General features: G+C 62.2%; 20 protein-coding genes and 1 riboswitch. Of the genes, 13 read left to right on the top strand and 7 right to left on the bottom strand.

The annotated features are described in order from the left end of the window. Positions 1-64: 64 nt before the first annotated feature. Positions 65-2002, bottom strand: coding sequence for an LTA synthase family protein (locus LJE98_RS13235; protein WP_229575679.1), 1938 nt, complete (start codon positions 2000-2002; stop codon positions 65-67). Between the two features lie 199 nt (positions 2003-2201). Here LJE98_RS13235 and LJE98_RS13230 point away from each other — a divergent pair, with 199 nt between their 5' ends. From LJE98_RS13230 to bluB, 3 genes are all read left to right on the top strand, one after another. Further along, positions 2202-3884, top strand: a complete 1683-nt coding sequence (locus LJE98_RS13230) for an NAD+ synthase (RefSeq protein WP_229575678.1) — start codon at positions 2202-2204, stop codon at positions 3882-3884. A 119-nt stretch (positions 3885-4003) separates the two neighbouring features. Beyond that, a complete protein-coding gene (locus LJE98_RS13225; RefSeq protein WP_229575677.1) occupies positions 4004-4840 on the top strand; it encodes a TolB family protein in 837 nt (278 codons plus the stop codon). A gap of 38 nt (positions 4841-4878) precedes the next feature. Beyond that, a riboswitch (cobalamin riboswitch) is annotated at positions 4879-5068 on the top strand. Positions 5069-5108: 40 nt separating this feature from the next. Next, on the top strand, positions 5109-5846 hold the full coding sequence (gene bluB, locus LJE98_RS13220; RefSeq protein WP_229575676.1) for a 5,6-dimethylbenzimidazole synthase: 738 nt from the start codon (positions 5109-5111) through the stop codon (positions 5844-5846). On the opposite strand, the gene LJE98_RS13215 is transcribed toward bluB, so the two are convergent. From LJE98_RS13215 to LJE98_RS13200, 4 genes are all read right to left on the bottom strand, one after another. Further along, positions 5803-6828 (bottom strand): DUF2865 domain-containing protein, encoded by a 1026-nt coding sequence (locus tag LJE98_RS13215; RefSeq protein ID WP_229575675.1) that lies wholly within the window; start codon positions 6826-6828, stop codon positions 5803-5805. The two genes, bluB and LJE98_RS13215, sit on opposite strands and share 44 nt — an antisense overlap. A 164-nt stretch (positions 6829-6992) precedes the next feature. After that, positions 6993-7634, bottom strand: a complete 642-nt coding sequence (locus LJE98_RS13210; RefSeq protein WP_229575674.1) for an acyl-homoserine-lactone synthase — start codon at positions 7632-7634, stop codon at positions 6993-6995. A 121-nt stretch (positions 7635-7755) separates the two neighbouring features. Next, on the bottom strand, positions 7756-8472 hold the full coding sequence (locus tag LJE98_RS13205) for a helix-turn-helix transcriptional regulator (protein WP_229575673.1): 717 nt from the start codon (positions 8470-8472) through the stop codon (positions 7756-7758). Between the two features lie 112 nt (positions 8473-8584). After that, the gene (locus LJE98_RS13200) at positions 8585-10900 is read right to left on the bottom strand and encodes an NADP-dependent malic enzyme (RefSeq protein ID WP_229575672.1); all 2316 of its coding nucleotides are present in this window, start codon (positions 10898-10900) and stop codon (positions 8585-8587) included. 201 nt (positions 10901-11101) lie between these two features. Between LJE98_RS13200 and LJE98_RS13195 the strand changes: the two genes are divergently transcribed. The 5 genes from LJE98_RS13195 (at position 11102) to LJE98_RS13175 (ending at position 16138) form a co-directional block, all read left to right on the top strand. Then, entirely contained in the window at positions 11102-11956 is an 855-nt protein-coding gene (locus LJE98_RS13195; protein ID WP_229575671.1) for a UDP-2,3-diacylglucosamine diphosphatase, read from the top strand. A gap of 153 nt (positions 11957-12109) precedes the next feature. Beyond that, positions 12110-13279, top strand: coding sequence for an ABC transporter permease (locus tag LJE98_RS13190; protein WP_229575670.1), 1170 nt, complete (start codon positions 12110-12112; stop codon positions 13277-13279). Between the two features lie 10 nt (positions 13280-13289). Next, positions 13290-14099 carry an ABC transporter ATP-binding protein gene (locus tag LJE98_RS13185; RefSeq protein ID WP_229575669.1) on the top strand — a complete coding sequence of 270 codons (810 nt, stop codon included), beginning with the start codon at positions 13290-13292 and terminating at the stop codon, positions 14097-14099. A gap of 3 nt (positions 14100-14102) precedes the next feature. Continuing rightward, positions 14103-15476 (top strand): MCE family protein, encoded by a 1374-nt coding sequence (locus tag LJE98_RS13180; protein WP_229575668.1) that lies wholly within the window; start codon positions 14103-14105, stop codon positions 15474-15476. A gap of 26 nt (positions 15477-15502) precedes the next feature. Continuing rightward, positions 15503-16138, top strand: coding sequence for an ABC-type transport auxiliary lipoprotein family protein (locus tag LJE98_RS13175; RefSeq protein WP_229575667.1), 636 nt, complete (start codon positions 15503-15505; stop codon positions 16136-16138). 113 nt (positions 16139-16251) lie between these two features. Here LJE98_RS13175 and LJE98_RS13170 read toward each other — a convergent pair whose 3' ends face one another. Next, positions 16252-22251, bottom strand: coding sequence for a hypothetical protein (locus tag LJE98_RS13170; RefSeq protein WP_229575666.1), 6000 nt, complete (start codon positions 22249-22251; stop codon positions 16252-16254). Positions 22252-22728: 477 nt separating this feature from the next. Between LJE98_RS13170 and LJE98_RS13165 the strand changes: the two genes are divergently transcribed. After that, positions 22729-23103, top strand: coding sequence for an Hpt domain-containing protein (locus tag LJE98_RS13165; RefSeq protein WP_229575665.1), 375 nt, complete (start codon positions 22729-22731; stop codon positions 23101-23103). Positions 23104-23217: 114 nt separating this feature from the next. Then, positions 23218-23538, top strand: a complete 321-nt coding sequence (locus LJE98_RS13160; protein ID WP_136560131.1) for a 2Fe-2S iron-sulfur cluster-binding protein — start codon at positions 23218-23220, stop codon at positions 23536-23538. Positions 23539-23828: 290 nt separating this feature from the next. Here the strand turns inward: LJE98_RS13160 and LJE98_RS13155 are convergent, their stop codons facing one another. Continuing rightward, positions 23829-24455: a DUF922 domain-containing Zn-dependent protease gene (locus LJE98_RS13155; protein ID WP_229575664.1), complete on the bottom strand. Its 627-nt coding sequence runs from the start codon at positions 24453-24455 to the stop codon at positions 23829-23831. Positions 24456-24559: 104 nt separating this feature from the next. On the opposite strand from LJE98_RS13155, the gene folP reads away from it, so the two are divergent. Genes folP through folK form a run of 3 tightly spaced genes read left to right on the top strand, consistent with a single transcriptional unit; the run spans position 24560 to position 26308 of the window. Next, on the top strand, positions 24560-25435 hold the full coding sequence (gene folP, locus LJE98_RS13150; protein ID WP_229575663.1) for a dihydropteroate synthase: 876 nt from the start codon (positions 24560-24562) through the stop codon (positions 25433-25435). Next, the gene (gene folB / locus LJE98_RS13145) at positions 25432-25803 is read left to right on the top strand and encodes a dihydroneopterin aldolase (RefSeq protein WP_229575662.1); all 372 of its coding nucleotides are present in this window, start codon (positions 25432-25434) and stop codon (positions 25801-25803) included. The genes folP and folB overlap by 4 nt, the downstream gene beginning before the upstream one ends. Then, positions 25784-26308 (top strand): 2-amino-4-hydroxy-6-hydroxymethyldihydropteridine diphosphokinase, encoded by a 525-nt coding sequence (gene folK, locus LJE98_RS13140; protein WP_267499035.1) that lies wholly within the window; start codon positions 25784-25786, stop codon positions 26306-26308. Before folB ends, folK begins: the two co-directional genes overlap by 20 nt. Positions 26309-26318 lie beyond the last annotated feature (10 nt).

The raw sequence follows: 26318 nt of genomic DNA, 5'->3' as shown, positions 1-26318 counted from the left end.
TGCTGCAATAGCGCCCCCCATCAAATCATGTCTATGGATATCCGCGACCGGGAGCCGCGCGAGCTCAGCTGCTCGGTGCTGCCTGCTGGCGATTGGTGTGCTCGGGGAAGAAACTCTCCACTCCGTAGCCCTCGCCGAACATGACATCGTGCTGCAGCAGGCGGTAGTCACGGATCAGCGGATCCACCTGACCGGACATCGCCCAGTCGGCCTGAGCCTTGTTGTTGCGGCCGATCAGCTGGTGCCGGTCGATGACCGAATAGCGTTCCGCGACACGACCGAGCATGCCGGTATAGTAGGGGTGACGATAGCCAGCCATGCGGACGATGTAGTAGGGCAGCTGCGACGGGCTCACCGAGCCGATATCCTTCTGTGCGCCGCGCTTGGATGACCAGATGACGAGCGGCGTTTCGTGCTCGCGCTTCATGGTGGCAACCGATGCCTTGCGGGTCGCGACCACGTTCGCCATGTAGCCGCTTTCCGTGTAGACGGCATTCAGCGGCGGCAGGTGGTCGCCGAAGAGCACGATGATTGTCTCTCGACGGCGCTTCTTGGCCCAGTCCATCAACGCCTTGAGGCTCTGATCGGCTTCCTTCACCCCTTGCGTATAGGTCGCAAGCGAGTTGGTGCTGGCCTCGGAGAGTGTGGGCGCATCGACCGCGATCGTGTTCTTCTTGTAGCGGTTATGCTCGTAGGGGCCGTGGCCCTGAAGGGTGACCGCGAAGAAGAAGAACGGCTGATCCGTATTGTCTGCTTCCTTGATGATGAAGCGCGTCAGGTCTTCGTCAGAGGCGAAGATGCCGCGCTTGCTCATGGCCGGCATGTTGTCTTGCGAGTGGAACTCCTCGAAGCCCAGCGACTGATAGACGTTGGTGCGGTTCCAGAACCAGCCCTGGAAGGGATGGAAGGCTTTGGTCACGTAGCCCTTGGACTGGAAAAACGTGGCGAGCGAGGGAACCGGTCGACGAATATACTGCTGATAGGGAATGCTGCCATAGGGCAGGAAGGCATTCGAGAAGCCGGTCAGCGACTCGAACTCGACATTGGCGGTCATGCCGCCGAATTCGGGCGAGAAGACCTGGCCCGATTGAGCCGCGCGGATGGTCGGCATGGGATCGGCGGAGTAGCGCACGCTGCTCATCCTGGTCGGATCCCAGAGGGACTCGCTCATGACGACGATCACATCGGCCTGGCGTCCGGAGAAGAAGGAAGCCGGCAAGAGATCGGTCTGCATGTCGGTGATGGCCAGGTTGCTGTAGCCGTCGGGCGCGCTGACGTTTGCCATTGGCACGTTGAAGGCAAACGCCATGAGGAAGCCGTTGTGCCGATAGTTTTCCTTCTGGTCCCACATCATGGGCACGATGTTGAGGCGATCGCGGAAAGCCGAAAACGTCATCGGATCCATTAGGGATGCAAACCCGATGAGAAGCGGGAGGGACAGGGCAAGGCGCGTTCCGCGGCCCGACAGGTTCAGCTTGGGAAAGACCTTGCGGCTCTTCCAGATCAGTGCCGCGAAGGCGACGATGAAAACAACGCATCCGACCGCCAGGCCAACGGCCTTCAAGGGCTCGGCTGCGACCATGGCTGGCAGGAGTTCCAGGATCTGGCGGCCGAAAAGGAGATCGCTCGGGAAGAGCGGGTCCGACAGGAACTGCTGCTTCTGTCCGGAAAAGAAGGCAGGCAGGAGCAGAAGGGGGCCGACGAAGAGCGCCGATTGATGGGCCTTGCCGATCATGGCGTCGGCAAAGAGGAGAACGAGGAAGACTACGCCTGTGGCGACCAGACCCGGTCGGTTGAACGAGGTCATGTATTCGATGATGTCGGTCACGCTTCCGCGGGCAAGGACCTCGCTGATGAAAACGATCGCGACAGCAATCAGCGCCGTGTTGACCCACTGAATGAGCAACTGCACGATAATGGACGCGCCGGACTCCCGTTCACGGGTCGCGCCCACGGCGTTGAACATGTTCGCAACAATCGATTTCGGGTTGGTCTGAACCACGTCGAACTCCGGGGCATGGGCGGTGTCATGAAAGCTTCGCATAGGTGTCACACAAACGTCATGAATGCTACATGAACCGTGACGCATGAAGCTTGGTTCCCACAATTCCGGGGGGATTGGTCAGCCGCTGCGGACATGGCAGATGACGACTGCGAGAAGCGACGTTGCGATCCGATCTGCGAGGGGCTAAATCGGTGTCATGAGCGAAGCAAAGAAAATCTCCGACGTCCTGCGTATCGCGGTGGCACAGTGCAATCCTGTTGTCGGCGACGTCGCCGGCAATCTCGCCAAGGCGCGTGCGGCACGCGCCGATGCCGCCGGGCAGGGGGCTGACCTGCTGCTGCTGACGGAGCTCTTCATTTCCGGTTATCCGCCGGAAGATCTCGTCCTGAAGCCCGCCTTTCTCGCCGCCTGTCTGCAGGCCGTGGAAGCGCTCGCCAACGACACGGCTGATGGCGGCCCGGGGGTGATCGTCGGGTTTCCGCGCCAGGGCGAGGCGGGACGGCACAATTCCGTCGCCATTCTCGATGGTGGCCGCATCCTCTCCTTCCGCGACAAGATCGACCTGCCGAATTACGGAGAGTTCGACGAGAAGCGCGTCTTCGTGGAAGGCGAAATGCCCGGTCCTGTCAATTTTCGCGGCGTGCGCATCGGCGTGCCGATCTGCGAAGAGATCTGGAACGATCTCGGGGTCTGCGAGACACTGGCCGAAACGGGTGCCGAAATCCTGCTCGTGCCGAATGGTTCGCCCTATTACCGCGGCAAGGTCGACGTGCGCCATCAGGTGGCGCTGCGTCAGGTCATCGAAACCGGGCTGCCGCTCATCTTCGCCAATCAGCTCGGCGGCCAGGACGAACTTGTTTTCGACGGCGCGAGCTTCGCCTTCAACGGCGACAAGTCGCTCGCCTTTCAGATGAGCCAATTCGAGGAGACGCTCTCCGTCACCACGTGGAAACGCTCAGATGACGGCTGGCGCTGCGACCAGGGTCCGATGTCGCGCATACCCGAGAAGGAAGAGGCAGACTACCGAGCCTGCGTGCTGGGTTTCCGAGACTACGTCAACAAGAACGGGTTCAAGAGCGTGGTGCTCGGACTGTCTGGCGGCATCGATTCGGCCATCTGTGCGGCCATTGCCGTGGATGCGCTCGGCGAGGAGCGGGTGCGCACGATCATGCTGCCCTATCGCTATACCTCGCAGGAGAGCTTTGCCGATGCCGAGGCCTGCGCCAAGGCGCTGGGTTGCCACTACGACATCGTGCCCATCCAGGAGCCGGTGGAAGGCTTCCTGTCGTCGCTCTCCGAGATGTTCGAGGGCACCGAGAGCGGTATCACCGAGGAAAACCTGCAGAGCCGTACACGCGGCACGATCCTCATGGCGGTCTCCAACAAGTTCGGCTCGATGGTCGTGACAACGGGCAACAAGTCGGAAATGTCTGTCGGCTATGCCACGCTCTATGGCGACATGAATGGCGGCTTCAATCCGATCAAGGACCTCTACAAGATGCAAGTCTATGCACTCTCGGCCTGGAGGAACCAGAACGTGCCGCCGGGCGCTCTGGGGCCGTCTGGCGAGGTGATCCCGCAGAACATCCTCTCCAAGGCGCCCTCTGCGGAGCTGCGTCCGAACCAGACCGACCAGGACTCGCTTCCGCCCTATCCCGTCCTTGACGACATCCTCGAATGCCTTGTCGAGAAGGAAATGGGCGTTGAGGAGATCGTCGCGCGCGGCCACGACCTTGGGACGGTGCACCGGGTCGAACACCTGCTCTATCTCGCCGAATACAAGCGCCGCCAGTCGGCGCCGGGCGTCAAAATCACCAAGAAGAATTTCGGACGCGATCGTCGCTATCCGATCACGAACCGCTTCCGGGATCGCGCGTGAGCGTTAAATTGTTGGCTTTTGCGGCCCTTTATCAACATTGCCCACGTGCGCTGCGCGGGTAAGCGAGTTTATTTGTCGTAGCCACTGAAGCTGGCTTTACGGCGAACAGGGAGTCCAGGATGCGCAGTTCGGTCGAAATCTACGACATGGCGACACGCGAATGCGAGGTTGTCTGGGAGACGGAAGACCTCGTCGAGGCGCCCAACTGGTCGCGCGACGGTGATTTCCTCGTCATAAATGGCGACGGTCTCATCTATGCACTGCCGCTCGACGAAGATGATCCGGCACCCGAACTGATCGATACCGGTTTTGCCGTCCGGCTCAACAACGACCACGGAATTTCACCTGACGGCGCTTCGATCGTCTTTTCCGACCATACACTCCATGGCAAGTCCTGCATCTATCTGCTCGGCGATGGCGATGACGAGCCACGTCAGGTGACGGCGAATATGCCGTCCTATTGGCACGGCTGGTCACCGGACGGGAATGTACTTGCCTATTGCGGCGAACGGAACGGGGCCTTCGACATCTACACGATCCCGACCAAGGGCGGGTCTGAGCAGCGGCTGACATTTGGCGAGGGACACAATGACGGTCCCGATTATTCGCCCGACGGCCAGTGGATCTATTTCAATTCCAGCCGCACCGGCACCATGCAGATCTGGCGGATGCGCACCGATGGCACGGAACTGGAGCAGCTTACTTCCGATGGCTATGGCGACTGGTTCCCGCATCCTTCGCCAGACGGAAGCAAGGTCCTGTTCCTCTCCTATGACGCCGATGTATCCGGCCATCCCCGCGACAAGCAGGTCCGGCTTCGGCTGATGGATGCCGATGGCGGAAATGTCGAGACGCTGTTCGAGTTCTTCGGCGGGCAGGGTTCGATCAACGTTCCGAACTGGTCGCCGGACGGGACGGCCTTCGCGTTCGTCCGTTACTTCCCCATCGAGGATTGACCCTGTCGTTTTTGGCCTGTCGAAGCTTGCCGCTTCGGGATACAAGCCATCAGTCAGGTGCCTGCCGAAGGCAGGAGAATCGGGAAGCCGGCGCAATTCCGGCACGTGCCCAACGCTGTGAGGCGGACATGATGCGCAAGGGGAAACCCGACCACTGGAGCGATCCGGGAAGGTGTGCGTCCTGGATGATGCCCAGTCAGAAGACCGGCCTGGCAAGATAGACCGAGCCTGCGCGGACGGCGGGCGGTTGCGCATTGTGGGGATTGCGATGCACGACGATCCGAACGAATTTCTCGTCCGGGCAGCGGGTTTTGTCGAGGAAGACAAGGCCGCTGTCTACCGGGCCATCCATACGCGGCGCGACGTTCGCGACCAGTTTCTGCCCGATCCCTTGCCGGATGACGTGGTGCAAAGGCTGCTCGGGGCGGCCCATGCGGCGCCGTCGGTCGGCTTCATGCAGCCTTGGAATTTCCTGCTGATCAGGAGCCCGGAAACGCGCGTTGCGGTGTGGGAGGCGTTCGCCCGCGCGAATGCCGAGGCAGAGCAAATGTTTCCCGAGGAACGTCGCAGCGCCTATCGCGCCCTGAAGCTCGAAGGCATCCGCAAGGCACCGCTCAACATTTGCGTCACCTGCGATCCGGAACGCGCCGGGCCTGTGGTTCTCGGGCGGACCCATGATGCCCGGATGGACGCTTTCTCGACCGTCTGCGCAATCCAGAACCTCTGGCTTGCTGCGCGGGCGGAAGGTGTCGGCCTCGGATGGGTCAGCATTTTCCACGAGGCAGAGCTAAAGGTCATCCTCGGCGTTCCGGACCGGATCCAGATCATCGGCTATCTCTGCCTTGGATATGTCGATGAACTCTATTCGGCGCCCGAACTGGAGGTGAAGGGATGGCGCCAGCGCCTCGCACTCGAAGACCTCGTCTTCGAGGACCATTGGGGCGAGCGGGCCTCCGCGCCGCTTACTCCTGTAGCGGCTGTGGGCCGGGCGCCGCAGGGTTCCTGAGGTCTATGGTGCCCTTGTCCGGGGGCAGAAAAGCCGGTCCGACCCGACGCACGCTCAGGCTCGCCTCGTCCAGGTCGCGCTCTGGTGCAGGTGGTATCGCCGCCGGTGCTGGTGCCTTATTCGGGCTGATCTCCAGGATGGACGACTGGTAGTCGGGAACCGCCTGGCGTGGCGTCATGCGCTGGTAATAAAGCTGCATGTTGCAGCTGCAGGATGGGTCCGTGCCCGTTTGGCGGTTGCGGTAGACAAATGCATTGGGCAGGTCCCTATATGGGCGGCCGGTGACGGCCGAGACCATATCGAGCGTCTCGCTGCGTTCAGGCGCGTGAAAGAAGAGCTCGGTCTCCGTACCGGGGCACATCTGCTGACACTGGGCCGCGTCCCGGCCAAAATTCATCGGCGATGTCTGGGACGAAATGGGGAAAAAGCCGCCGTCGCAGGTTCGGACGCAAAGCGTGCGGACATTGCCGGTGGGCATCAACGAGATCTGGGGTGGCTCGTTGGAATATGCTGCTTCCGCTTGCCGGTCCGGGCGATAGGGTTCCGGCAAGGTGTCCAGATAGGGAATGCGCCCTGCCTCTTCCGGGTAGGCTGTTTCGTCGGAGCCGCAGCCATTCGCCTCGAGTGCGGTTACCAGAGCCGCACGCGCATCGGATACGCGGTTCTCGCGAAGATCCGCCAGTCTCGCCGCAAGGATGTCGCGGTTGGATTCCATCCGGGAAATCGCCCGCGCCAGTTCGCTGCAGTCATTGCCACCGTCGGGCCTGATCTGGACGATTGAGGAGGTCAGGCAGCGGAGACGCCGCTGGTCCTGGTGCGCCTTGCGCAATTCTATGTTCTGCTGGGCAATCGCACTTGCATAGCTGTTGATCTCTGGCGAGGTGCCGCCCTCCTGGAGGAGGACTAGCCGATCGCGCAGACGCTCACACAGCGCCGAAGCGTTTGCCGCGTTCGGCAACAGGCTGCCCAGAACGACGATCATCGTGATGGATCTGACTATTCTGATCGGCAAAATTCGTATTTCCGTTGTCGCGTGCAGGGACGAAACGACCCTGATCGCCGGCAGGATAGCGGAGCGGTCCCCAAAGTAAAATGACAGTTGAGTTGGCGGTCGCGGCTTGCCGTGCAGCGACCGCCTTTCGTCGGTCAGGCGGCCTGGGCTGCGGTCAGCGTCATCCGGTGCTCCAACACGCTGCCGTCGATCGCGGCGATGGCCTTCATGCGGTCGAGCAGGTCCTGGGAGACCTCCCAGGAAACCGCGACCGCCTGGACGATGCCGATGCGCTTCGGCTCGCCGATGCGAATGCCCGGGCAGCCCATCCGCTTGAACATGCGCTCCAGGAAAACATCTGTGACGGTCACGATGTGGCTGAGGCCGGAGGTCAGCCCCAATTCGCCGACGCCACACATGAGTTCGGCGGCGGCAATCGTCACCTGGTTGCTGGCGCGATCCTGCGAGATTTCCGGGTCGATGCAGAAGCGGCTCGATTCCCAGATCTCGGCGCTGCGGATCTCAGGACGGTCGCCGAGCAGGACCGGAAACGTATCATCGAGCATGTTCGGCCCCAGTGTCGGCAAAAGGCGCAGCGCGCCACGCAGCCGCCCCTCCTCGCCATAGGAGAGAACATAGAGCGGATTGGCTCGGTCATAGTCATCGATCTCCCAGGCGTCACGCACCTGGACGTCCCAGCCCAGGAGGTCATGGAAGACCCGCTTGCGCAGCCTGTGCATGGCATCGATGTCTTCGGGAAACTGGTTTCGCCGGGTGCCGTTGATGATCCTGATCATGCGGTTCTCCTTCTTGTTGAATGGAGCTGGCAGCATGCGGTTCCGCAAAGGCGTCTGAAACTGGCGGTGGCGTCCAGTTTCAACAATGCAATCTATGATATTGTTTCGGGTTGGTTTCGGTTCACGGCAGCTGGTGCTCCGCAAGACGGGGGATAAGATCTTGCCAGACAGCCTCGGCGACGGCCTGGGCATTGTTGACGACGTCGAGTTTCTGGCGGGCATTGGCCATGAAATGGCGGATTGTGCGCTCGGAAATTCCGAGGATGACGGCGGTCTCCCAGTAGCTTTTTCCGGCCGCGATCCAGGCCAGCGTCTCGCGTTCACGGCGGGTGAGTGGATGTTTGCGGACCTTTCCGCCAGGGGCCAGCCGTTTGGACCGGGCCATTCGGCCGTTGAAGATGGCGCCCAGGCTCAGGAGGTCGCGATCATGGACGCGGCACCAGGCCGAGACGTCCTGTCTGGAAGCGGAGCTTTCCACGAGAAGGCAGTTGTGCCGGCCTGGCAGGCTCGGCAGCGGATAGCCCAGCATTACCTGGTCGGAGTTCCCGGTGTTCTGCCAGGATACAAGCTGCATCGGCTCGAGCGCCGAAAAGACCCGCAACAGTTGCTCCTGGGCCGGCTTGCGTTGAAGGCTGCGTGCGATCAGCTGGATATCGCGCCGCTGGCTGTGGAGAATGCGCTGTGGCCGCAAGCGGCCGTTGCTGGTCACAGCGTCCAGATAGGTGATCGGCCCTGTGCCATAGGCCGCCTGCAGCCGTGCCAGAAAGGCCGGGGGATCCCATGTCTCCCGCCGGTCCAGCCAATCCAAGATGTCGAAATACGCGCCTGCCTGAACCATTCGCCGCCCCTAGATTCCGAGGGGAGGCAGTGTCGGGGTTGCCGCTTTGGCTTGTCCAGATGGCAAATCTCGCGGCAACCGGCATATGGAGGCGTAGCCGGAGATGTTCCCGTCAGCCGGCTGGCTGGGATGCCTCGACGACGGCGAGTGCCGCCATGTTGACGACGCCGCGCGACGTGACCGAGGTCGACAGGACATGCACAGGCATGGCTGCGCCGAGCAGGATCGGCCCCACATGCAGGGCATCCATCATGGTCCGCATGATCCCGAGCGAGATATTTGCCGCATCGAGATTCGGGAAGACCAGAAGGTTTGCCTCACCGGTCAGCGTGCTCTCCGGCATGGCGCGCTTGCGCAGCACCTCTGACAGTGCCGAGCCGCCCTGCATCTCGCCGTCCACCTCGAGGTCCGGTGCCTCGGTGCGGATGATCTCCAGAGCCTTGCGCATCTTCGAGGCACTGGGCGAGGGCCGGGAGCCGAAATTGGAATGCGACAGAAGCGCCGCCTTGGGCGCGATGCCGAAGCGGCGGATTTCCTGCGCCGCCAGCATCGTCATCTCGGCGATCTCCTCGGCACATGGATCGTCCGTGACGAAGGTGTCAGTGAAGAAGATGGCGCCGCGCTGGGAAATCAGAAGGCTGAGGCCCGAGATGTCCCGGACGCCCTCTTGTTTTCCGATGATCTGGCGCACGTCGCGCAGATGCCGGTCGAAGCGGCCTTCGACGCCACAGATCAAGGCATCGGCTTCACCGCGCTTGACGGCCAGCGCGCCGATGACAGTGGTGTTGGTGCGAACGATGGTGCGGGCGGCTTCCGGGTTGATGCCGGCGCGGCCGACGAGCGCGAAGTAATCGTCGACATAGTCACGGTAGCGCGGATCGTCTTCCGGATTGACCAGCTGGAAGTCGACGCCTGGCCTGATGCGCAGTCCGTAGCGCTGGAGGCGCGTTTCGATGATCTGCGGGCGTCCGATCAGGATCGGCTCGCCGATGCCGTCTTCGAGCAGGACCTGCGCTGCACGCAGTACGCGCTCGTCCTCGCCCTCGGCGAAGATCACGCGCTTGTTCGATGCGGTCTTGGCGGCTGCAAAGATCGGCTTCATGACGAAGCCGGAGCGGAAGACGAAGCGGTTCAGCTGGTCGAGATAGGTGTCGAAATCGGCAATCGGGCGGCGCGCGACGCCGCTGTCGGCGGCGGCCCTGGCAACGGCCGGAGCAATGCGCAGGATCAGACGCGGATCGAAAGGCGAGGGGATCAGGTAATCGGGACCGAAGGTCGGGGTCTCGCCTGTATAGGCTTTCGCAGCGACCTCCGAAACTTCCTCGCGGGCGAGTGCGGCGATGGCGCGCACAGCCGCCATCTTCATCTCTTCGTTGATTGTGGTGGCGCCGCAATCAAGCGCACCCCTGAATATGTAGGGGAAGCACAGGACATTGTTGACCTGGTTCGGGAAGTCGGAACGACCGGTGCAGATCATCGCGTCGGGACGGGCGGCGCGGGCCTCTTCCGGCATGATTTCCGGTTTCGGGTTGGCGAGCGCCATGATCAGCGGCTTTGGCGCCATGCGCGCCAGCAGTTCCGGCTTCAGAACGCCCGCAGCCGACAGGCCGAGGAACACGTCGGCATCGCCAATGCTCTCGGACAGCGTGCGCTTGTCGGTCTCCTGCGCGTAGATTTCCTTCCAAGGGTCCATCAACTCGTTGCGGCCCTTGTAGACGAGGCCTTCGATGTCGTGCACCCAGATGTTTTCACGCTTGGCGCCGAGGATAACGAGAAGATTGAGACAGGCGAGTGCTGCGGCACCGGCACCCGATGCGATGATCTTCACGTCCGTGATCGACTTGCCGGCCAGTTCCAGGCCGTTCAGGATCGCAGCCGCGACGATGATCGCCGTGCCATGCTGGTCGTCGTGGAATACCGGAATGTTCATCTTGGCGCGGAGCTGGTCTTCCACCTGGAAGCATTCCGGTGCCTTGATGTCCTCGAGGTTGATGCCGCCGAAAGTCGGCTCCAGTGCCGAGATGGTCGAAACCATATCATCGACGCTAGGTGCATCGATTTCGATGTCGAAGACGTCGATGCCGGCGAATTTCTTGAACAGAACGGCTTTGCCTTCCATGACGGGCTTGGAGGCGAGCGGCCCGATGTTTCCGAGACCCAGAACCGCAGTGCCATTGGAGATGACTGCGACGAGGTTGGAGCGCGCCGTGTAATCGTCGGCGGCGGCCGGGTCGTCCCTGATCGCAAGACAGGGTGCTGCGACGCCGGGCGAGTAGGCGAGGGCCAGATCGCGCTGGTTGCCGAGCGGCTTGGTGGCCTGAATTTCCAATTTCCCGGGACGGGGATAGCGGTGATAGAAAAGCGCCTGTTCGTCGAGATCGGCGGTCGGGTTTGCCACTTGCGGCTTGTTTTTGTCCTGAGAAGTCATCGGTTCACCGGCAATTCCTGTCTTCACACACTCCCTGTCGTCATACACGAATTGGCCACGAGTGGTAGACTTTAGTTCCGCGATCCCCTGCCGGCGCGGATAACACGAGCGAACCACGGTTGGGCCGCAAATCTTGCAATGTCATCTTACTGAAACACGAGTCTGATTAAGCGCTGTCCAGACAGCGAAGAGGACCGTGCCGTGGAAGAAGCCAGCGAAACACGCCATTTCAGGACCCTGTTCATCTCGGATGTGCATCTGGGATCGAAGGCCGCGAAGACGGATTTCCTTCTGGATTTCCTGCGTACGCATGAGGCGGATACCATCATTCTGGTCGGCGACATCGTGGATGGCTGGCGCCTCAAGCGCAGCTGGTACTGGCCCCAGCCATGCAACGACGTTGTTCAGAAGCTTCTGCGCAAGGCACGCAAGGGCACGCGCATCGTCTACATTCCCGGCAACCACGACGAATTCATGCGGGAGTTTCCAGGCGTCCACTTCGGCGGTATCGAGGTCGCCGAGCGCATGGTGTATGAAATGGCGGACGGGAAGAAATATCTCGTTCTGCATGGCGATGAATTTGATGTGGTCGTTCGCAATGCCCGCCTGCTCGCCTATCTCGGTGACTGGGCTTATGACACGGCGATTGCCATCAATGTCGTGCTCGCCGCCGTGCGCCGACGCCTCGGCATGCCCTACTGGTCGTTCTCGGCCTGGGCAAAGCTGCAGGTCAAGCATGCGGTCAATTTCATCGGCGAGTTCCAGCGCGTCGTGGCCGACGAGGCAAGGCGCGCCGAGGTCGATGGTGTCATCTGCGGGCATATCCACCATGCCGTCATGGAAGACATCGACGGCATTCATTACGTCAATACCGGGGACTGGGTGGAGAGCTGTACGGCGATCGCCGAGCATTCCGACGGAAGGCTGGAGCTGATCTCCTGGGGCCACAAGGTCGGTGCGCTTTCGTCGCCGAAGCGTGCCACCCGGCTCGTTCCGATTTACCTTCCGTCCAGCGTTGCCGACGTGGCCAAGGAAGACGGTGTCCGGGCGGCTTGATCGAGGGCCTGTTGCAAAGCAGCCATCGCTGTCGGCATTCCGGCGGGAAAAGCGCGATTAACTTTCCGTAAAGGATTTCTTCCCGTCGGCGATGGTTATAGTGTGCAGCCATCTGTCACGTGATTTGCGTAACCGGATCTAGCCGGCGCGAATATGGAAGTTGTCGCCACCTTGAATCCGGTTCAGCCTGAAAACGCCCGTATCGAGATCGAGGATCAGCCGGATGGCAATCGTCGACTGGTCCGGCTTGTCGGCACGTGGAAGAACACCAGCCTGAGCGCTCTGATCAAGTCCGCCGGACCACTTGTCGACGATAAGGATTCCAGGTCGGATACGATCGATCTGAGCGCCGTCTCTGGCATTGATACGGCTGGAGCCTGGCTGATCCGCCGCTACGTGACGGAACGGCGCGAGCAGGGCCGGTCTGTCGAAATCGTGGGCGCCCATCCCGAGATGCGGGATCTGATCGAAGCCCTGCCCGAAAAGGTCACGCCGCCAGAGAAGCTGGTCGATCACCGCAGCCGTTTCGAGCGGGTCTTCGAACCGGTCGGGCGTCTGACGGTCAGCCTCTGGGGCGATCTGGTCGCGATGATGTTCGTTCTGGGCTCAGCGGTTCGGGGCGCACAAACCAAGCTTGGCCGTGGCGCCGGCGTGTCGCCTGCCTCGGTCGTCAACCAGCTCGACCATATGGGCGTTCGGGCGGTTCCGATCATCACGCTCATGTCCTTCCTGATCGGAGCGATCATCGCGCAGCAAGGCGCTTTTCAGCTCCGCTACTTCGGCGCCGAGGTCTTCGTCGTCGACCTCGTCAGTATTCTGCAATTGCGCGAGATCGGCGTCCTCTTGACCGCGATCATGATCGCCGGTCGCTCCGGAAGCGCCATTACGGCCGAGATCGGTTCGATGAAGATGCGCGAAGAGATCGATGCCCTGAAGGTCATCGGCCTCAATCCGATCGGCGTTCTGGTCTTCCCGCGGCTCGTGGCGCTGACGATCGCGCTGCCGCTGCTGACCATTGTGGCGAATTTTGCCGCGCTTTATGGCGCAGCTGTCGTCGCCTGGGGATATTCCGGCATCACCTTCGATGTTTTCATCACCCGTCTGCACGATGCGGTCGATTACTCCACGCTTGCGACCGGCATGATCAAGGCGCCGTTCATGGCGCTGATCATCGGGATTATCGCAGCTGTCGAGGGCATGAAGGTCGGAGGAAGTGCGGAGTCTCTTGGCCGCCACGTCACAGCCTCTGTGGTCAAGTCGATCTTTGTCGTCATCCTCGTGGACGGCCTCTTCGCGATCTTCTATGCAGCCATTGATTTTTGAGGAGGGGCAGATGAACCAGAGACCCTCTGACGAGCGCGAGACCATTCTTTCGGTGAAGGACCTGACGGTCGGCTTCGGCGAGAAGATCGTTCTCGACAAGCTCAATCTCGATATCTATCGCGGTGAAATTCTCGGCTTCGTCGGTGCTTCCGGTGCCGGCAAGTCGGTGCTCATGCGCACGGTGTTGCGCCTTTTGCCGCGGCGGGCCGGGTCGATCGAGATCCTCGGTTCGGACTACGATACTGTGGATGACGCACAACGCATCTCCCTTGATACCCGCCTGGGGGTTCTATTTCAGCACGGCGCCCTATTCTCTTCATTGACCGTGAAGGAGAATATCCAGCTGCCGATGCGTGAATACCTGGACCTGCCGCAATGGCTGATGGACGAGCTCGCCTATTTGAAGATCGAGCTGGTCGGTCTCAGTCCGGATGCGGCGGACAAGTATCCTTCCGAACTCTCGGGCGGCATGATCAAGCGGGCGGCGCTCGCCCGCGCTCTGGCGCTCGATCCGGATCTCGTCTTTCTCGACGAACCGACCTCGGGTCTCGATCCGATCGGTGCTGCCGAATTCGATGATCTGATCGCACAGTTGCGCGATACGCTGGGATTGACGGTCTATATGGTGACCCACGACCTCGACAGCCTGTTCTCTGTCTGTGACCGCATCGCGGTGCTCGGGCAGAAGCGCGTTCTGGTCGAAGGGACGCTGGACGACATGCTCGCCTTCGACGATGCGTGGGTACAATCCTACTTCAGGGGCAAACGTGCCCGTTCCATTCCCCGGTCGGAGCTTTCCGCCGGACATCCGGTAGAGTGAACCATGGAAACCAAAGCCAATTACGCCATAGTCGGTTTTTTCACGATGCTGGTCATCGCGGCCGCCTTTGGATTTGTCTATTGGATGGCTGAATATGGCCGCGGCGGCCCGATGGCGCCGCTCGCCATTCGCATCCCGGGTTCAGCGAACGGGCTGAGCATCGGCTCGCCGGTTCGCTTCAACGGCATCTCTGTCGGTTCGGTTCGCAATCTCTATATCGACAACGAGGACCCGAATTTCTCCGTGGCCTTTACGGAAGTTCGTGCCGATGCGCCAGTGACGTCCGGGACAAAGGCAATTCTTGAGATTCAGGGGCTGACGGGTGCCGCCTATATCGAACTCTCGGGCGGTGGTCCGGGGTCGGGTGAGCCGATCCTGGCGCGGGCGATCGATACCGGCGAACCGGCCATACTGACGGCCGAACAATCCAGCGTGACCAATCTGCTTTCCACCGCCGATCGGATCCTGCAGCGCGCCGACGGTGCCGTTGCCGAGCTCCAGGGCTTCATTGCCGATGCGCGCGCGCCGCTGACGAATACCGTCCGCAATGCCGAAACATTCTCCAAGTCTCTCGCCGACAATGCAAAGGGCATCGACGAATTCCTGAAAAGTGTGAGCTCCCTGTCTGACTCTGTCTCCGGTCTCTCCGGCCGACTGGATACGACCTTGTCGGCTGCCGAGGATCTCTTCAAAGCGCTCAACTCCGAGAAGATCGACCAGATCCTGACCAATACAGAGCGCGCGACTGCAAGCTTCGCCCAGGCTTCGGACAGCATCGGTCCGGCGATCGACAGTTTCCGCGAGACCGCAGAAACCTTCCAGCGCTTCGGGTCCAATGCCGACCAGACCTTGCAGAAGGTCTCCAAGCTGATCGACGCTGTGGACAGCCAGAAGGTGGGACAGGTCGTCGACAATGCGTCCGTTGCCAGCGCCGACGCCCGGCAGGCCATCGCCGGGTTCCGTGAGCTCACCGACAGCATCACCGGTCGCCGAGACGATATCGACAAGGCTATCGATGACTTCACCCAACTGGCAAATCGCCTGAACAATGCCTCCACCCAGGTGGATGGCATTCTGCGAAAGGTCGACAGCTTCCTCGGTTCCGGCGACGTCAATTCGCTCAGCGTCGAGGCCCGCCGGACGCTGGAATCAATCCGGCTCGCAGCGGAGAACGTCAACGCCCGGATCGGGCCCATTGCCGAAAATTTCCAGCGCTTCTCGGCAACCGGGTTGCGAGACATCCAGACACTCGTCAACGACACGCGCCAGACCGTGCGCGGCCTGAACGACGCGATCAGCAACTTCGACCAGGATCCGCAGCGCCTGCTTTTCGGCGGCGATACGGTCAAGGAATTCGACGGACGGACACGCCGATGACGGGTACCAGCGGAAAGGACGACAGAATGCAAAAGGCCAGCGTCAACGGGTCCGCAGACATGGGCAAGCTTCGGCGGCTGCTTCTGACCTCGGTAATCGTTCCGAGCCTTGGCCTCAGCCTTGTGGCCTGCGGGTCCAAGGCCGCCAATGATACATTCGACCTCACGGCTTCGGCGAGCGACGTCACGACAACTGCCAGTGCCCGCAACCGACAGCTCCTCATTGCCGATCCCTCGGCGCTGAAGGCTCTCGACAGCGAGCAGATCCTCGTGCGCGTCTCCGGTGCCGAGATCCGATATCTGTCGCAATCGCAGTGGAGCGACCGCCTGACGCGTGTGGTGCAGTCCAAGCTCGTCGAGGCTTTCGAGAACACCGGACGGCTCGGCGGCGTCGGCCGGCCGGGGCAGGGGCTGGCGATCGACTTCCAGCTGATCACCGACGTGCGCGCCTTCGAGGTGTCGGCCGAGGGGACCGATCGAGGCGTCGTCGAGATTTCCGCCAAGCTGCTCAATGATCGCAACGGCACCGTCAAGGCACAGCGGGTCTTCCGTGCGGAAGTGCCTTCGTCCGGTTCGGACAATGCGGCCTATGTGGCAGCGCTGGACCGGGCCTTTGCCCGCGTGACCGGCGATATCGTCGCCTGGACGCTGCAGTCGATCTGACGACGTCGAAGCCCCTCCCAGTCCAGACAAAAGAAAACCCCGGATGCGTCACCGCAATCCGGGGTTTTTCGTTGGTCTGCATCTGAGCCGGGTGACCGGCTCAGATCAAATCATCAGCTGAAACGGCCGGCCGCATGCGCGAGCATGGTGTAGACCTTGCCCGTGTCGGAGGTCAGGTAGGACTGGGTGATCGACTTGTCGCGATCGGTGCGTGCGACGTCTGCCAGAAGTTTTTCGAAATCGGCGATGTAGCGATCGACAGCGACACGGAATTCCGGCTCGCGGTCGTACTTGCGCTTGATCTCGTCGAAGGTCTGCTGGCCCTTCAGCGTGTAGAGCCGGCGGGTGAAGACGTCGCGTTCGCCACGCTGGTAGCGGCGCCACAGATCGACAGAAGCGTCGTGATCGATCGCGCGGGCAATATCGACCGAGAGCGAGTTCAGCGATTCGACCATGTGGCGCGGATTGCGGGTGTCACCCTGGCGTGCCGGCTGGCTTTCCGCGACCGGTCGCTGCGGAGCAGGCGCCGGGCGAGCGGGGGCTGCTTCCTGGGGTTCTTCGCGCGAGGCGCCGCGCAGAAGGTCGCTGATCCAGCCACCGCCTTCAGCGCGGGTGGTCGCAGCCGTCGACTGGGCGTAGGGCTCGGTCGCGCCGAGGCTTCCGCGCAGGGCCAGGCCTTCGGCCTGACGGATCTGGGGTTGCGGCTGCGGTGCGGCCGGCTGGCGGCGTGCAGGTTCGGGCTGGGCCTCCGCCAGGCGCCGGGCGACAGGCTCGGAGATTTCGAGCGTCTGGCTTGTGCGGCCGACGAGCTGCGAGATGTCCTGTAGCGCCTTGATCTGCTCGGATACGGCACGGCGCATCTGGGCTGCGCTTTCCTTGGCCTCCTCAGGCAGGTCGAAGGCCCCGCGCTTCAGCTCATTGCGGGTCAGATCGAGTTCCTTGCGAATGTCGACGGCCGAGCGACGGATCTCGTCGGTCGCGCCCGCAAACCTTGCAACTGCCTCGGTCACGGCCTGCTGCATGGCTTCGCGAAGGGCAACTGCAGCACCTTCCGACTTGCGTCCGGCTTCGCCGAGCAGGTGGTCGATGTCGTTCAGCGAGACGGCGAGGCCGCCGCGCAGACGGTTTGCAAGTTCGCCCGAACGCTTCTCGGCTTCGGTCAGCGTCTTGTCGATGGAGACCTGTGCCTCCTGTTCGGCGGAGAGCAGGGCATTGCGCATGTTGGCTGCGGTGAGCTGTGCCTTCTTTTCGGTTTCCCCGAGCACCTGTCCAATGTCGGCGAAGGAGGCCTGAACGCTTTCGCGCATGTTGGCAGCCGTCGACTGGGCGCGCTTTTCCGTCTCGCCGAGGATCTGACCGATATCGGTGAAGGATGCTTGGACATTCTGGCGGAGATTGCCGGCCATCTGGCCGGAGCGCTGTTCGGCGCGGTCGAAGGCGGTCTCGACCATCTTGCCGAGCCCCTGCATGGTGGTCTCGATTTCCTCCGACCGCTTGACGAGGCCAATGGAGAGGTCGCGCAGGGCCTGCTGGCGCTCTTCGAGCGTGCCGACCAGGTTGGACTGGGCAGCCGACAACAGTTCGGAAGCCTTGCCGAGAACCTGGGTGTGGTCGCCGAAGCGGCTGACGATGGACGAGACCTGCTGCAGTGTTTCGCCGGAGACGGCGGTGAGGCGGCCGAGCTTGTCGTCGAGCAGGCGATTGGATGTCGACAGCATGTCGGTCGCCTGGCTCGCCGTCTCGTTGAAGCGATTGGCCGTGGAGCCGAGGCGGCTGTCGAGCGAGCCGATGCTCTCGACGGCCTGGTCGATCATCGAAGAAAGGCCGGCATTGCTGTCGCCCAGCCGTTCGATGAGCTGCGAGGCGCTGGCGACGAGGCTCTGCTCTGCCGCGCCCAGGGTTGCAACCGCACGATCCGTGCGCTGGCTGATCGCGTTGACCAGGGCCGCATTTTCGGCGCGAAGGCGCTCGGCACTCTGCTCGGCAGCCGCGGCGATCTGTTCTGCGGCGACACGTCCGGTCTCGGCATAGGAAGCGACGACGGGCGCTGCCTTCTCGTCGATCAGACGCGACAGTTCGGCCGAACGCGTGGAGAGCATCGAGTTCAGCTCACGGGTGCGATCGTCGAGCACCGAGCGGATGGAGTTGCCGCGCGCTTCGAGCGCCTTCTCCACCGCATTCATGGTGGTTGCGAGTTCCTGCGTATTGCCGGAAATCGCGTCGCGGATGGAATTGCCGCGATCCTCGAGTGCCTTCTCTGCCGCGTTCATGGCATCGGCGAGTTCCTGTGTGTTGCCGGAGATCGCGTCACGAATTGCGGCGGCGCGCTGTTCCAGCGTGGTGCTCACTTCGCCAAGGGTGCCCGAAAGGTTGGCCACCTGGGCGCTGACAAGCGCTTCTGCCTGGTTCACCTTGTTGCTGATGACATCGCCGGCCTGCGAGAAGGTTTCGGCGATCGTCGCGGCCTGTCCGGCGAGGCGGTTCTGGGTGTCGGTGATGCGCCGCGCGAGGTCCTCCGAGCGTTCCTCGACCGTGCGGTTGAGTTCGGCGCTGCGTTCGCCGATCTGCTCGGCAAACTGCGAGGTGGTGGCCGCCAGGCGATCGACCGAGCGCTGAGCCTCGCTGTCGAGGTCGCGGGCGGCGTCGGTCACGGCGCTGCGCAGGGCAGTCGCCAGGCCTGCGGCCTTGCCTTCGATGGTGCGGTTGACGTTTTCAAGCCCGATGTTCAGGGCGCGGTCCATGGTCGCCAAACGCTCTTCGATCACCGGTGTACGAGTGTCGAAGGTTTCGGAGACGCGGCCGATGCCCTCGTCGAGGACCTGTGCCACGCGCATCGAGGCTTCGTCGCCAACGCGCTCGATATTGGAGACCTTTTCGTCGAGGCGGGCGGCAAACTTCTCGCCGGCATCGTTGACGCGCGCGTCGACGCCGTCGAGACCGTTTCGCAGACGATCTTCCAGTGTGCCGAGGCTCTGTTCGATGCGGGTGCTGGTTTCGTCCAGGCGGGTGGTCATGCCCGAGACGGACTGTTCGACGGTGCCCGAGAAGCCGTGGGCCGAACGTGTGATGTCGTCGGCCGCTTCACGGATCTGATCGGTGAGGGCACCGGCGGTGCCGCGCAGGCGCTCGTCGAGTGCCCGGCTGCTGTCGTCGATGACCTTGCGCAGGCTTTCCTCGTGATCCTCCAGGCTCATTTCGAGCATGCCGGTGCTGGCGGCGACAGAGGCGCCGATCGAGGTTGCATGTTCGCCGAGCGTAGTTTCCAGCGCGTCGCGGGCCTCACCTATGGAAGCAGTAATGGCCTGGGTGCGGTCGTCGAGGGTCGCGCGGATCCGCTCATGCGTGTCGACCAGGCGATCATCGATCGCGGCGACGCCGGTATCTATCGTCTGCGAGATGCGGTCCGTGTTTTCGCCAAGGGTCGTCGCCAGCGCATTGGTCGCCGATTCGAGGCTGCTCCTCAGCGTGGTGTTGGTCTCGGCAATCCTGCCATCGATGTCGTCCACGCCGGATCTCAGCGTGTTCGCGATCCGGGCCGCATTGTCTTCGAGCGTGCTGGAAATGGTGCTGGAGGCCGCGGTAAGCAGGCTGTCGAGGCGCTGCTCGCTGCCGCCAAGCTTGTCTCCCAGTTCGGCTATGCCGGCAGTAACGGTTTCGGCGATGCGGCTCGAGGACTGGCCGAGGCTGCGCTCGATCTCGCCGGTCGCATCTTCGAGTGTCGATGCGAGATAGGAGGTGTGGCTTGCCAGGGATAGCTCCAGGCGCTGCTGGTTGCCTCCGAGTTTCTCGTCGATGTCGGCAAGACCGGTCGCGACCGTCTCGGCGATCCGGCCGGAGCTCTGGCCGAGGCTGCGTTCGATGTCGCCGGTCGCATCTTCGAGCGTCGAGGTGAGATAGGACGTATGGCTTGCAAGTGAAAGTTCCAGACGTTCCTGGTTTTCACCATAGGCGTTGCGAATGGTTTCGGCCTTTTCCGCAAACGCTGCGTCGATGCGGCGATCGGCATCGGCAACCGTCTCGATGATGGACGAGGCGCGCTGGTTCAGCGTCTCGTCAATGCGGCGCTGGCTGTCGTTCAGGGTCTCGGACAAGTCCTGAGTGCGTGCGGTCAGGGTGAGATCAAGCTCGAGGCTCTTGGTGTTGAGGGCGTCGATGAGCTGTTCGCTCTGGCCCTCGACAAGATTTGCGATGCCGCGCGCCTTGACGTCGAGGGTTTCGGCGAATCGATCCTGATTGGCTTCGAGTGCATTGACGATGTGCTCGGCACGGCTCGACAGCGTCTGTTCAAAGCGCTGCTGGTTGTCGCTGAGCGCGTTGTAGAGCGAGCCACTGCGCTCTTCCATGACCTGATCGATACGTGTCTGTGCGCTTTCGAGGCTTTCCGTCAGTGCGGCAGCTCGGGCGGACATTGCATCCGCGATTTCCTGCGCACGATCCGACATGGAACTGTCGAGCATTTCCTGGCTGGTGCTGAGCGTCATCGCGAGCGCCAGCGACTGGTCGGTGAGTGTCGAGCCGAGGCGTTCGATGCTGGAGTTCAGGATGCCGTTGATGGAGTCGGTTCCGCCGTTCACCGTCTCGTTGATCCGGGCAAGGCTTTCCATCAGCTTCGAATCGAGTGAGCCGGCGCGCTGGTCGAAGGCGCTGGCAAATTCCGCGACGCGCTGGTCGAAGGTCGCGTTGATCTGGCCGATCGTCGTCTGGAACCGGTCCTCGAAGAGGCCTGAGCGCAGGTCGAGATCGACGATCGCATCGTCGGCGCTCGACTGGAGGCTCTGGCGGAAGCCGCGGCCGTGCTCGTCCAGAGACAGGTTGAGGCGCGAGAGAACGTCGTCGAGCGACGAGGTGATCGAGGTCTCGCTGCCCTTCAGGGTTTCCGCGATGTCGCGGGTGCGCTCGACCAGGGTCTCGTTGAGCTGGCGCGCCCGTTCATTCAGTGCCGCGTTCAGCTTTTCGGTATTGGCGTCGAGCGAGGAGGCGCGGGTTTCGAACTCGCCGAGCAGTTCGCGACCGCGCTGGCTCAGTGTCGAGGTGAGCGACTGGAGCTGGGTGTCAAATTCGTTGGAGAGCGACATGCCCGACGCGGCGAGCGTCTGGACCATGTTTTCGGTCTTGTGCGCGAGCAGCGATCCGAGAGCGTTGACCGCCGCATCGGACTTTTCCATGATCGTTGCGGCGCGGGTGTCGATCATCGACGCGAAAGCTTCACCCGATGTCTGCAGGCGAACCGAAATCTCTTCGGTGGCAAGCGACAGTTCTTCCTTCAGCTGTTCATGGGCGCCAACGATGGAGGAGCGGATGCGCTCTGCGTGGTTGACGATGGCATCCCGTTCGGCGCCCAGTTCGTGGACGAGGCCGCGGACGCGCAGTTCGTTGTCGGTGTAGCTGCGCTCGAGCGCGGTCACTTCGGAATGGACGAGGGTTTCCAGTTCCGTGGCACGGGCGATGGTGCGCTCGATGCCTTCGTTCATCGCGGAGACTTCGCGGCGTACCGCCTGGCCGACCGTCATGATGCGTTCGGATGCGATGGTTTCGGGTTCGGCGAGGCGCAGGGCGACCTCGGCCATGGATCGGGCCGCGTTGCGCAGGTCGTGCGCGCGCGCCATCATGATCGCGAAGGCGAAGAAGAGCATGATCGGCAGGAAGGTGCCGATGAAGATGGCGACGACGCCCGGCATGGCGACGATCTCGGCGATCGAGGGGACCTGCCAGAGAGCACTGCCGTACAGAAGCTGGGTCAGGCCCAGAGCGCCGAGGACCCACAGCCCGGAGACGACGGCGGCATTGCGCAAGGCCGAGGTCAACGAGGCTCCGTCCAGCGTTTTCAGGATCGCCGTGGGCGTGCGGCGCGAGCCGTCATTGGCGGGAGAGAAGGCCGGAGCCTTTGGTGCCGGTTCGGGATTGAGCTCACCGGCGCGCGCGGAGCGGCGCTCAATCGTCTTCTTCGAGGCGGAACGCGAGGTACTGTCTGACAAGGCTGCCTCCGGGGCGTGAGGTTTGGACCGTGCCGGGCCTGGAGCGGCGTCGTCCTCACCATCGAAATCGATACTCAGGGCCGCCTCGAGCGCGTGGAACGCGTTCTCATCAATCGAGTCGGTCTTCTTGTTCGCCATAGGGTTACGCCTCGTTACCGCTTACTCTCGGTGGGTTAGACGCCAAACCGCGATGCCGCTCATCGCTTCGGTTCCGTCCGGCTCCCGCCGTACACTTGAAATCCCGCCCGCCGCCACGCCGGACAAAACCTCTGACTTATAGCAGTTCGGTCGCTGCAGTGCCGGCGCTATCGCCGGAATCACGCGCACCGACTGGCTCGCGGGCAAAGGTCACGCACGATTGCCCAATCAACCGTATCGTACTGACACATTTGGCCATCCGATACAATTAATGCGCCCCTGGCGTTCCCGCACCCCTTGCTCTTGTTAACAGTATTTCAATCAAGGTTTCGGCTGAAAAGCCAGTCCGCGCCTAGGTTTAATTCCCGTTAACCATAGCGCCAGCTTTTTCCGGCGTTCCCCGGTTTTCTTAACGGCGCGCCCATTGTGAGGCCTCAGACTGGCAACACCAAAAACAAGAAACCAAGGATCCCGGTCATGGCCGCCGCAGTCAATATCGCATTCGAATCCCCCGACAACCTGAATGGTCTGACGCCCTCCCTGCAGCGCCCCATCGACCTCGTACACCTGGCCACCCAGAGCAAGGGCGACAAGGCTGTGGAGGTCGAGATCCTGCAGATTTTCGCGCGCCAGGCCCGTGGCTGCCTCCTCGCCATGTCTGCCGGGCGTGGCAAGGTGGAAGTGAAGTCCGCTGCCAACCGTCTGCGCAATGCGGCCATGGCCGTCGGTGCGCTTCGCGTCGTGGCTGCCGCCGATCTGGTCGAAGCCAAGGGGGCGACCGCCGACTCCATGGCTACGGTCTCGTCCGCCGTGCTGGAAGCCGAGCACTTCATCCTGAAGCTCGCCCGCTGATCGCCAGAGGCGTGTTCTCACTCGCCCTGATCGCTTTCCCGTGAGTTGACTGACTTTCCGAATTGGGAGATGACTTCGCCGATTTTTCACAAGGCGAAGTCTGGACAGGCAAACATGGCAAACATCAGCATCATCGCATTCGACGGCACACGTTTCGACATCGCGGCAGCCGACGGCTCCACCGTGATGGAAAATGCGGTGCGCAATTCGGTCCCGGGGATCGATGCCGAATGCGGCGGCGCCTGCGCCTGTGCCACCTGTCATGTCTATGTCGATGATGCCTGGTCCGAAAAGGTTGGCCAGCCGTCACCGATGGAAGAAGACATGCTGGACTTTGCCGTCGACGTACGTCCGACTTCGCGTCTCTCCTGTCAGATCAAGGTGTCAGCATCCCTCGAAGGGCTCGTGGTTCACGTTCCGGAACGGCAGGGCTGAGACTTTCGGTCATCGCTATCCCCCAAAAAAAGCCCCGCTTTCGCAACGCGAAAGCGGGGCAAGGGGGCGCATCGCCAAACAGGCGAGGGAGGAAGCACCTGTGGCACCAGGACGCGCCGGGAGAACTGGAAATCGGGAACGCTTAAACAACGTATTCGATGACACTTATATTTCAGATTTGTATCAAGGGCCACGCCGAGAAATTGCCGGTTATTCACAGGCGTAGGCGCAAGGCCTGCGCAAGCTGCAGCATCAAGGCAACACTTGCCCTTGGATTTCAGGGGTGATTTCTAGCGGTCTTCCCGGGTTTCCAGGCGATGCCTGAGAATCCGCGCCATGCGATCCTCGAAGTTCTTCGCCTCGACTCGGTCGAATCTCATCTGCGCCTCGTCATGCGCCACCGTCACTTCGTCGGTAGTCTCGCTGACGCGATCCTGCAGGGTTTCGCAGTCGCGTGTCGGGCGCAACTTCAAAAGGCGCTGTTCCAGCAGCTTGGCATGCTGGCGCGCGATTTCGGCGTGCCGCTCTTCGTGCCGCTTGATGTCGGACGAGAGCGCATCCCACAAGGTGGCCATGTCCTGGGTTGCGCGGTTGCGGTTTTTCCAGCGAGGCAGAATGAGCTTGGTCGCCACTGTGACGCGGACATCCTCGATCGCGCAGCGGTCGCCGCGTCGGGTATAGGTCAGGTCGCCACCGAAGCGGATCTGGGTCGCGCCCGGATGGCGGTTGCCACTCGCCTGGGTGAAGGGACCCTTGCGCGAGAGTTCTGCGTCGAGATCGGCCGGAGTCCGGCCGCCGATCTGGAAGTAGGTGATGGACTTCTGGACGACGACGTCGGCGCTCGCCGAAAGCGGCAGGGATATGCCGATCAGAGCTGCCCAGATGCTGGCGGCCCGAAGACGGCGGGAGTTCTTCATTCTTTTTTCCGCAATGTTGTATTCGCCGCGCCCTTGGGGCATAGCCAAACCCGATTTGTACTATCGCAGCTTCGCGGATTTCCGTCGAGAGGATACAAGGTCGCGTGGCCATGGTTGAGCCCACAATTTGGCGTGTTGGATACGGCCGCACCCTCGACTTGAGCGAGCGTGGCGTGATCATGGCCATTGTCAATGTCACGCCGGACTCCTTTTCCGATGGCGGTCTGCACGACAATACCGAGGCCGCTGTCGCCCATGCCCTGGCCTGTGTCGAGGAGGGGGCCACCATTCTCGACATTGGCGGTGAATCGACACGACCGGGTGCGGCGGAGGTCAGTGCAGAGGATGAGATGGCGCGTGTATTGCCTGTGATCTCGGCTCTGCGTCAGAGAACGGATGCGCTGATCTCGATCGACACCTATCGGGCGGTCACCGCCCGGGCGGCCGTTGCGGCAGGCGCCCATATCGTCAACGACGTGCATGGACTGCAACGGGAGCCGGACATCGCGGCCGTCGCTGCGGAAACCGGATCTGGGCTGTGCATCATGCATACCGGGCGTGGACGCGCCAAGCTCGCCGATCCGATCGCCGACCAGCGGGAGTTTCTTGGCCTTTCCCTCGACATTGCCGCACGTGCCGGCGTCGCGCGCGAAACAATCGTCCTCGACCCGGGTTTCGGTTTCGCGAAGGAAAGCCTGGAGGAGAATATGGAGCTGATGACCCGCTTCGGCGAACTGCATGCCTTTGGCCTGCCGCTGCTCGTGGGTACTTCACGCAAACGATTCCTCAGGGCGCTGACCGGGCGCGATGCCCCGGACCGCGATGCAGCAACCGCTGCAACCACGGTGGCGCTCCGGCTGAAAGGGGCCTCCGTTTTCCGCGTCCATAATGTCGCGATCAACAGGGACGCCGTCCTGATCGCCGATGCTATGCTGGAAACCGAGCGGCGGACCGCTGCGGCGAAGGGATCTTCCACATGAGCGGCGTTTTCACCATTACCCTGAAAAACTGCGCCTTCTTTGCCCATCACGGCGTGTTTCCCGAGGAGGGTGTGCTTGGACAGCGCTTTTTCATCGACGCCGAGTTCGACGTCGATGCACTTCAAGCCGCCGAGACCGATACGCTGGACGGGACCGTGCATTACGGGATCGCCTTCGAGGTGATCCAGGAGATCGTCACGGGCAGCAGGCGGCAGTTGATCGAGGCTCTGGCGCTGACAATCGCGCGAGGCCTGCTCGACCGGTTCCCCGAAATGCTTCGGTGCCGGATCACCGTTCGCAAGCCGAGCGCCCCGATCGCCGGTATCCTCGATTATGTGCAGGTGAGCGTTGAACAGTTCAGACGGTAAGCGCTGGTCGACGGCAATACTCGGTCTCGGTGGCAATGTCGGGGATCCGGCTGCGGCCATGGCCGAGTCACTTGGCCGGCTTGACCAGCGTTCGGATTGCCGCGTGACGTCGGTCTCCCGGCTCTATCGGACGCCGCCCTGGGGAAAGACCGATCAGGCGGATTTTTACAATGCCTGTGCCGCTGTGGAAACAGTGCTCGAACCGCAGGAGCTTCTGGCCGCCTGCCTTGAGATCGAGCGGAGAATGAAGCGGGTCCGGGTGGAGCGGTGGGGGCCGCGAACGATCGACATCGACATTCTCACATTTGCAGACCGGATCATCGACGCCGAGCATCTGAAAGTGCCGCATCCGCGCATGACGGAACGGGCCTTCGTCCTGATGCCACTCGCGGATATCGATCCGCAGCTTTCAGTCAAGGGACGGAGCGTCGGCGACTGGCTGGATAGCGTCGATCGGACCGGAATTGTCGTTGCAAACGAAAACCGCGCCTGGTGGCGCGGTTGAATTCGATCGC

Origin of the sequence: Rhizobium sp. 'Codium 1', assembly GCF_020889605.1 — a bacterium.
In the GTDB taxonomy this organism is placed as follows: domain Bacteria; phylum Pseudomonadota; class Alphaproteobacteria; order Rhizobiales; family Rhizobiaceae; genus Allorhizobium; species Allorhizobium algae.
Note: the sequence above shows the minus strand (reverse complement) of the source record. Positions and strands in the feature narration are given on the sequence as shown.

Excerpts from the sequence above, each read along its gene's own strand:
- LJE98_RS13230 (WP_229575678.1), top strand. The coding sequence starts at position 2,202 with ATGAGCGAAGCAAAGAAAATCTCCGACGTCCTGCGTATCGCGGTGGCA.
- LJE98_RS13225 (WP_229575677.1), top strand. The coding sequence starts at position 4,004 with ATGCGCAGTTCGGTCGAAATCTACGACATGGCGACACGCGAATGCGAG.
- bluB (WP_229575676.1), top strand. The coding sequence starts at position 5,109 with ATGCACGACGATCCGAACGAATTTCTCGTCCGGGCAGCGGGTTTTGTC.
- LJE98_RS13215 (WP_229575675.1), bottom strand. The coding sequence starts at position 6,828 with ATGATCGTCGTTCTGGGCAGCCTGTTGCCGAACGCGGCAAACGCTTCG.
- LJE98_RS13210 (WP_229575674.1), bottom strand. The coding sequence starts at position 7,634 with ATGATCAGGATCATCAACGGCACCCGGCGAAACCAGTTTCCCGAAGAC.
- LJE98_RS13205 (WP_229575673.1), bottom strand. The coding sequence starts at position 8,472 with ATGGTTCAGGCAGGCGCGTATTTCGACATCTTGGATTGGCTGGACCGG.
- LJE98_RS13200 (WP_229575672.1), bottom strand. The coding sequence starts at position 10,900 with ATGACTTCTCAGGACAAAAACAAGCCGCAAGTGGCAAACCCGACCGCC.
- LJE98_RS13190 (WP_229575670.1), top strand. The coding sequence starts at position 12,110 with ATGGAAGTTGTCGCCACCTTGAATCCGGTTCAGCCTGAAAACGCCCGT.
- LJE98_RS13185 (WP_229575669.1), top strand. The coding sequence starts at position 13,290 with ATGAACCAGAGACCCTCTGACGAGCGCGAGACCATTCTTTCGGTGAAG.
- LJE98_RS13180 (WP_229575668.1), top strand. The coding sequence starts at position 14,103 with ATGGAAACCAAAGCCAATTACGCCATAGTCGGTTTTTTCACGATGCTG.
- LJE98_RS13175 (WP_229575667.1), top strand. The coding sequence starts at position 15,503 with ATGCAAAAGGCCAGCGTCAACGGGTCCGCAGACATGGGCAAGCTTCGG.
- LJE98_RS13170 (WP_229575666.1), bottom strand. The coding sequence starts at position 22,251 with ATGGCGAACAAGAAGACCGACTCGATTGATGAGAACGCGTTCCACGCG.
- LJE98_RS13165 (WP_229575665.1), top strand. The coding sequence starts at position 22,729 with ATGGCCGCCGCAGTCAATATCGCATTCGAATCCCCCGACAACCTGAAT.
- LJE98_RS13160 (WP_136560131.1), top strand. The coding sequence starts at position 23,218 with ATGGCAAACATCAGCATCATCGCATTCGACGGCACACGTTTCGACATC.
- LJE98_RS13155 (WP_229575664.1), bottom strand. The coding sequence starts at position 24,455 with ATGAAGAACTCCCGCCGTCTTCGGGCCGCCAGCATCTGGGCAGCTCTG.
- folB (WP_229575662.1), top strand. The coding sequence starts at position 25,432 with ATGAGCGGCGTTTTCACCATTACCCTGAAAAACTGCGCCTTCTTTGCC.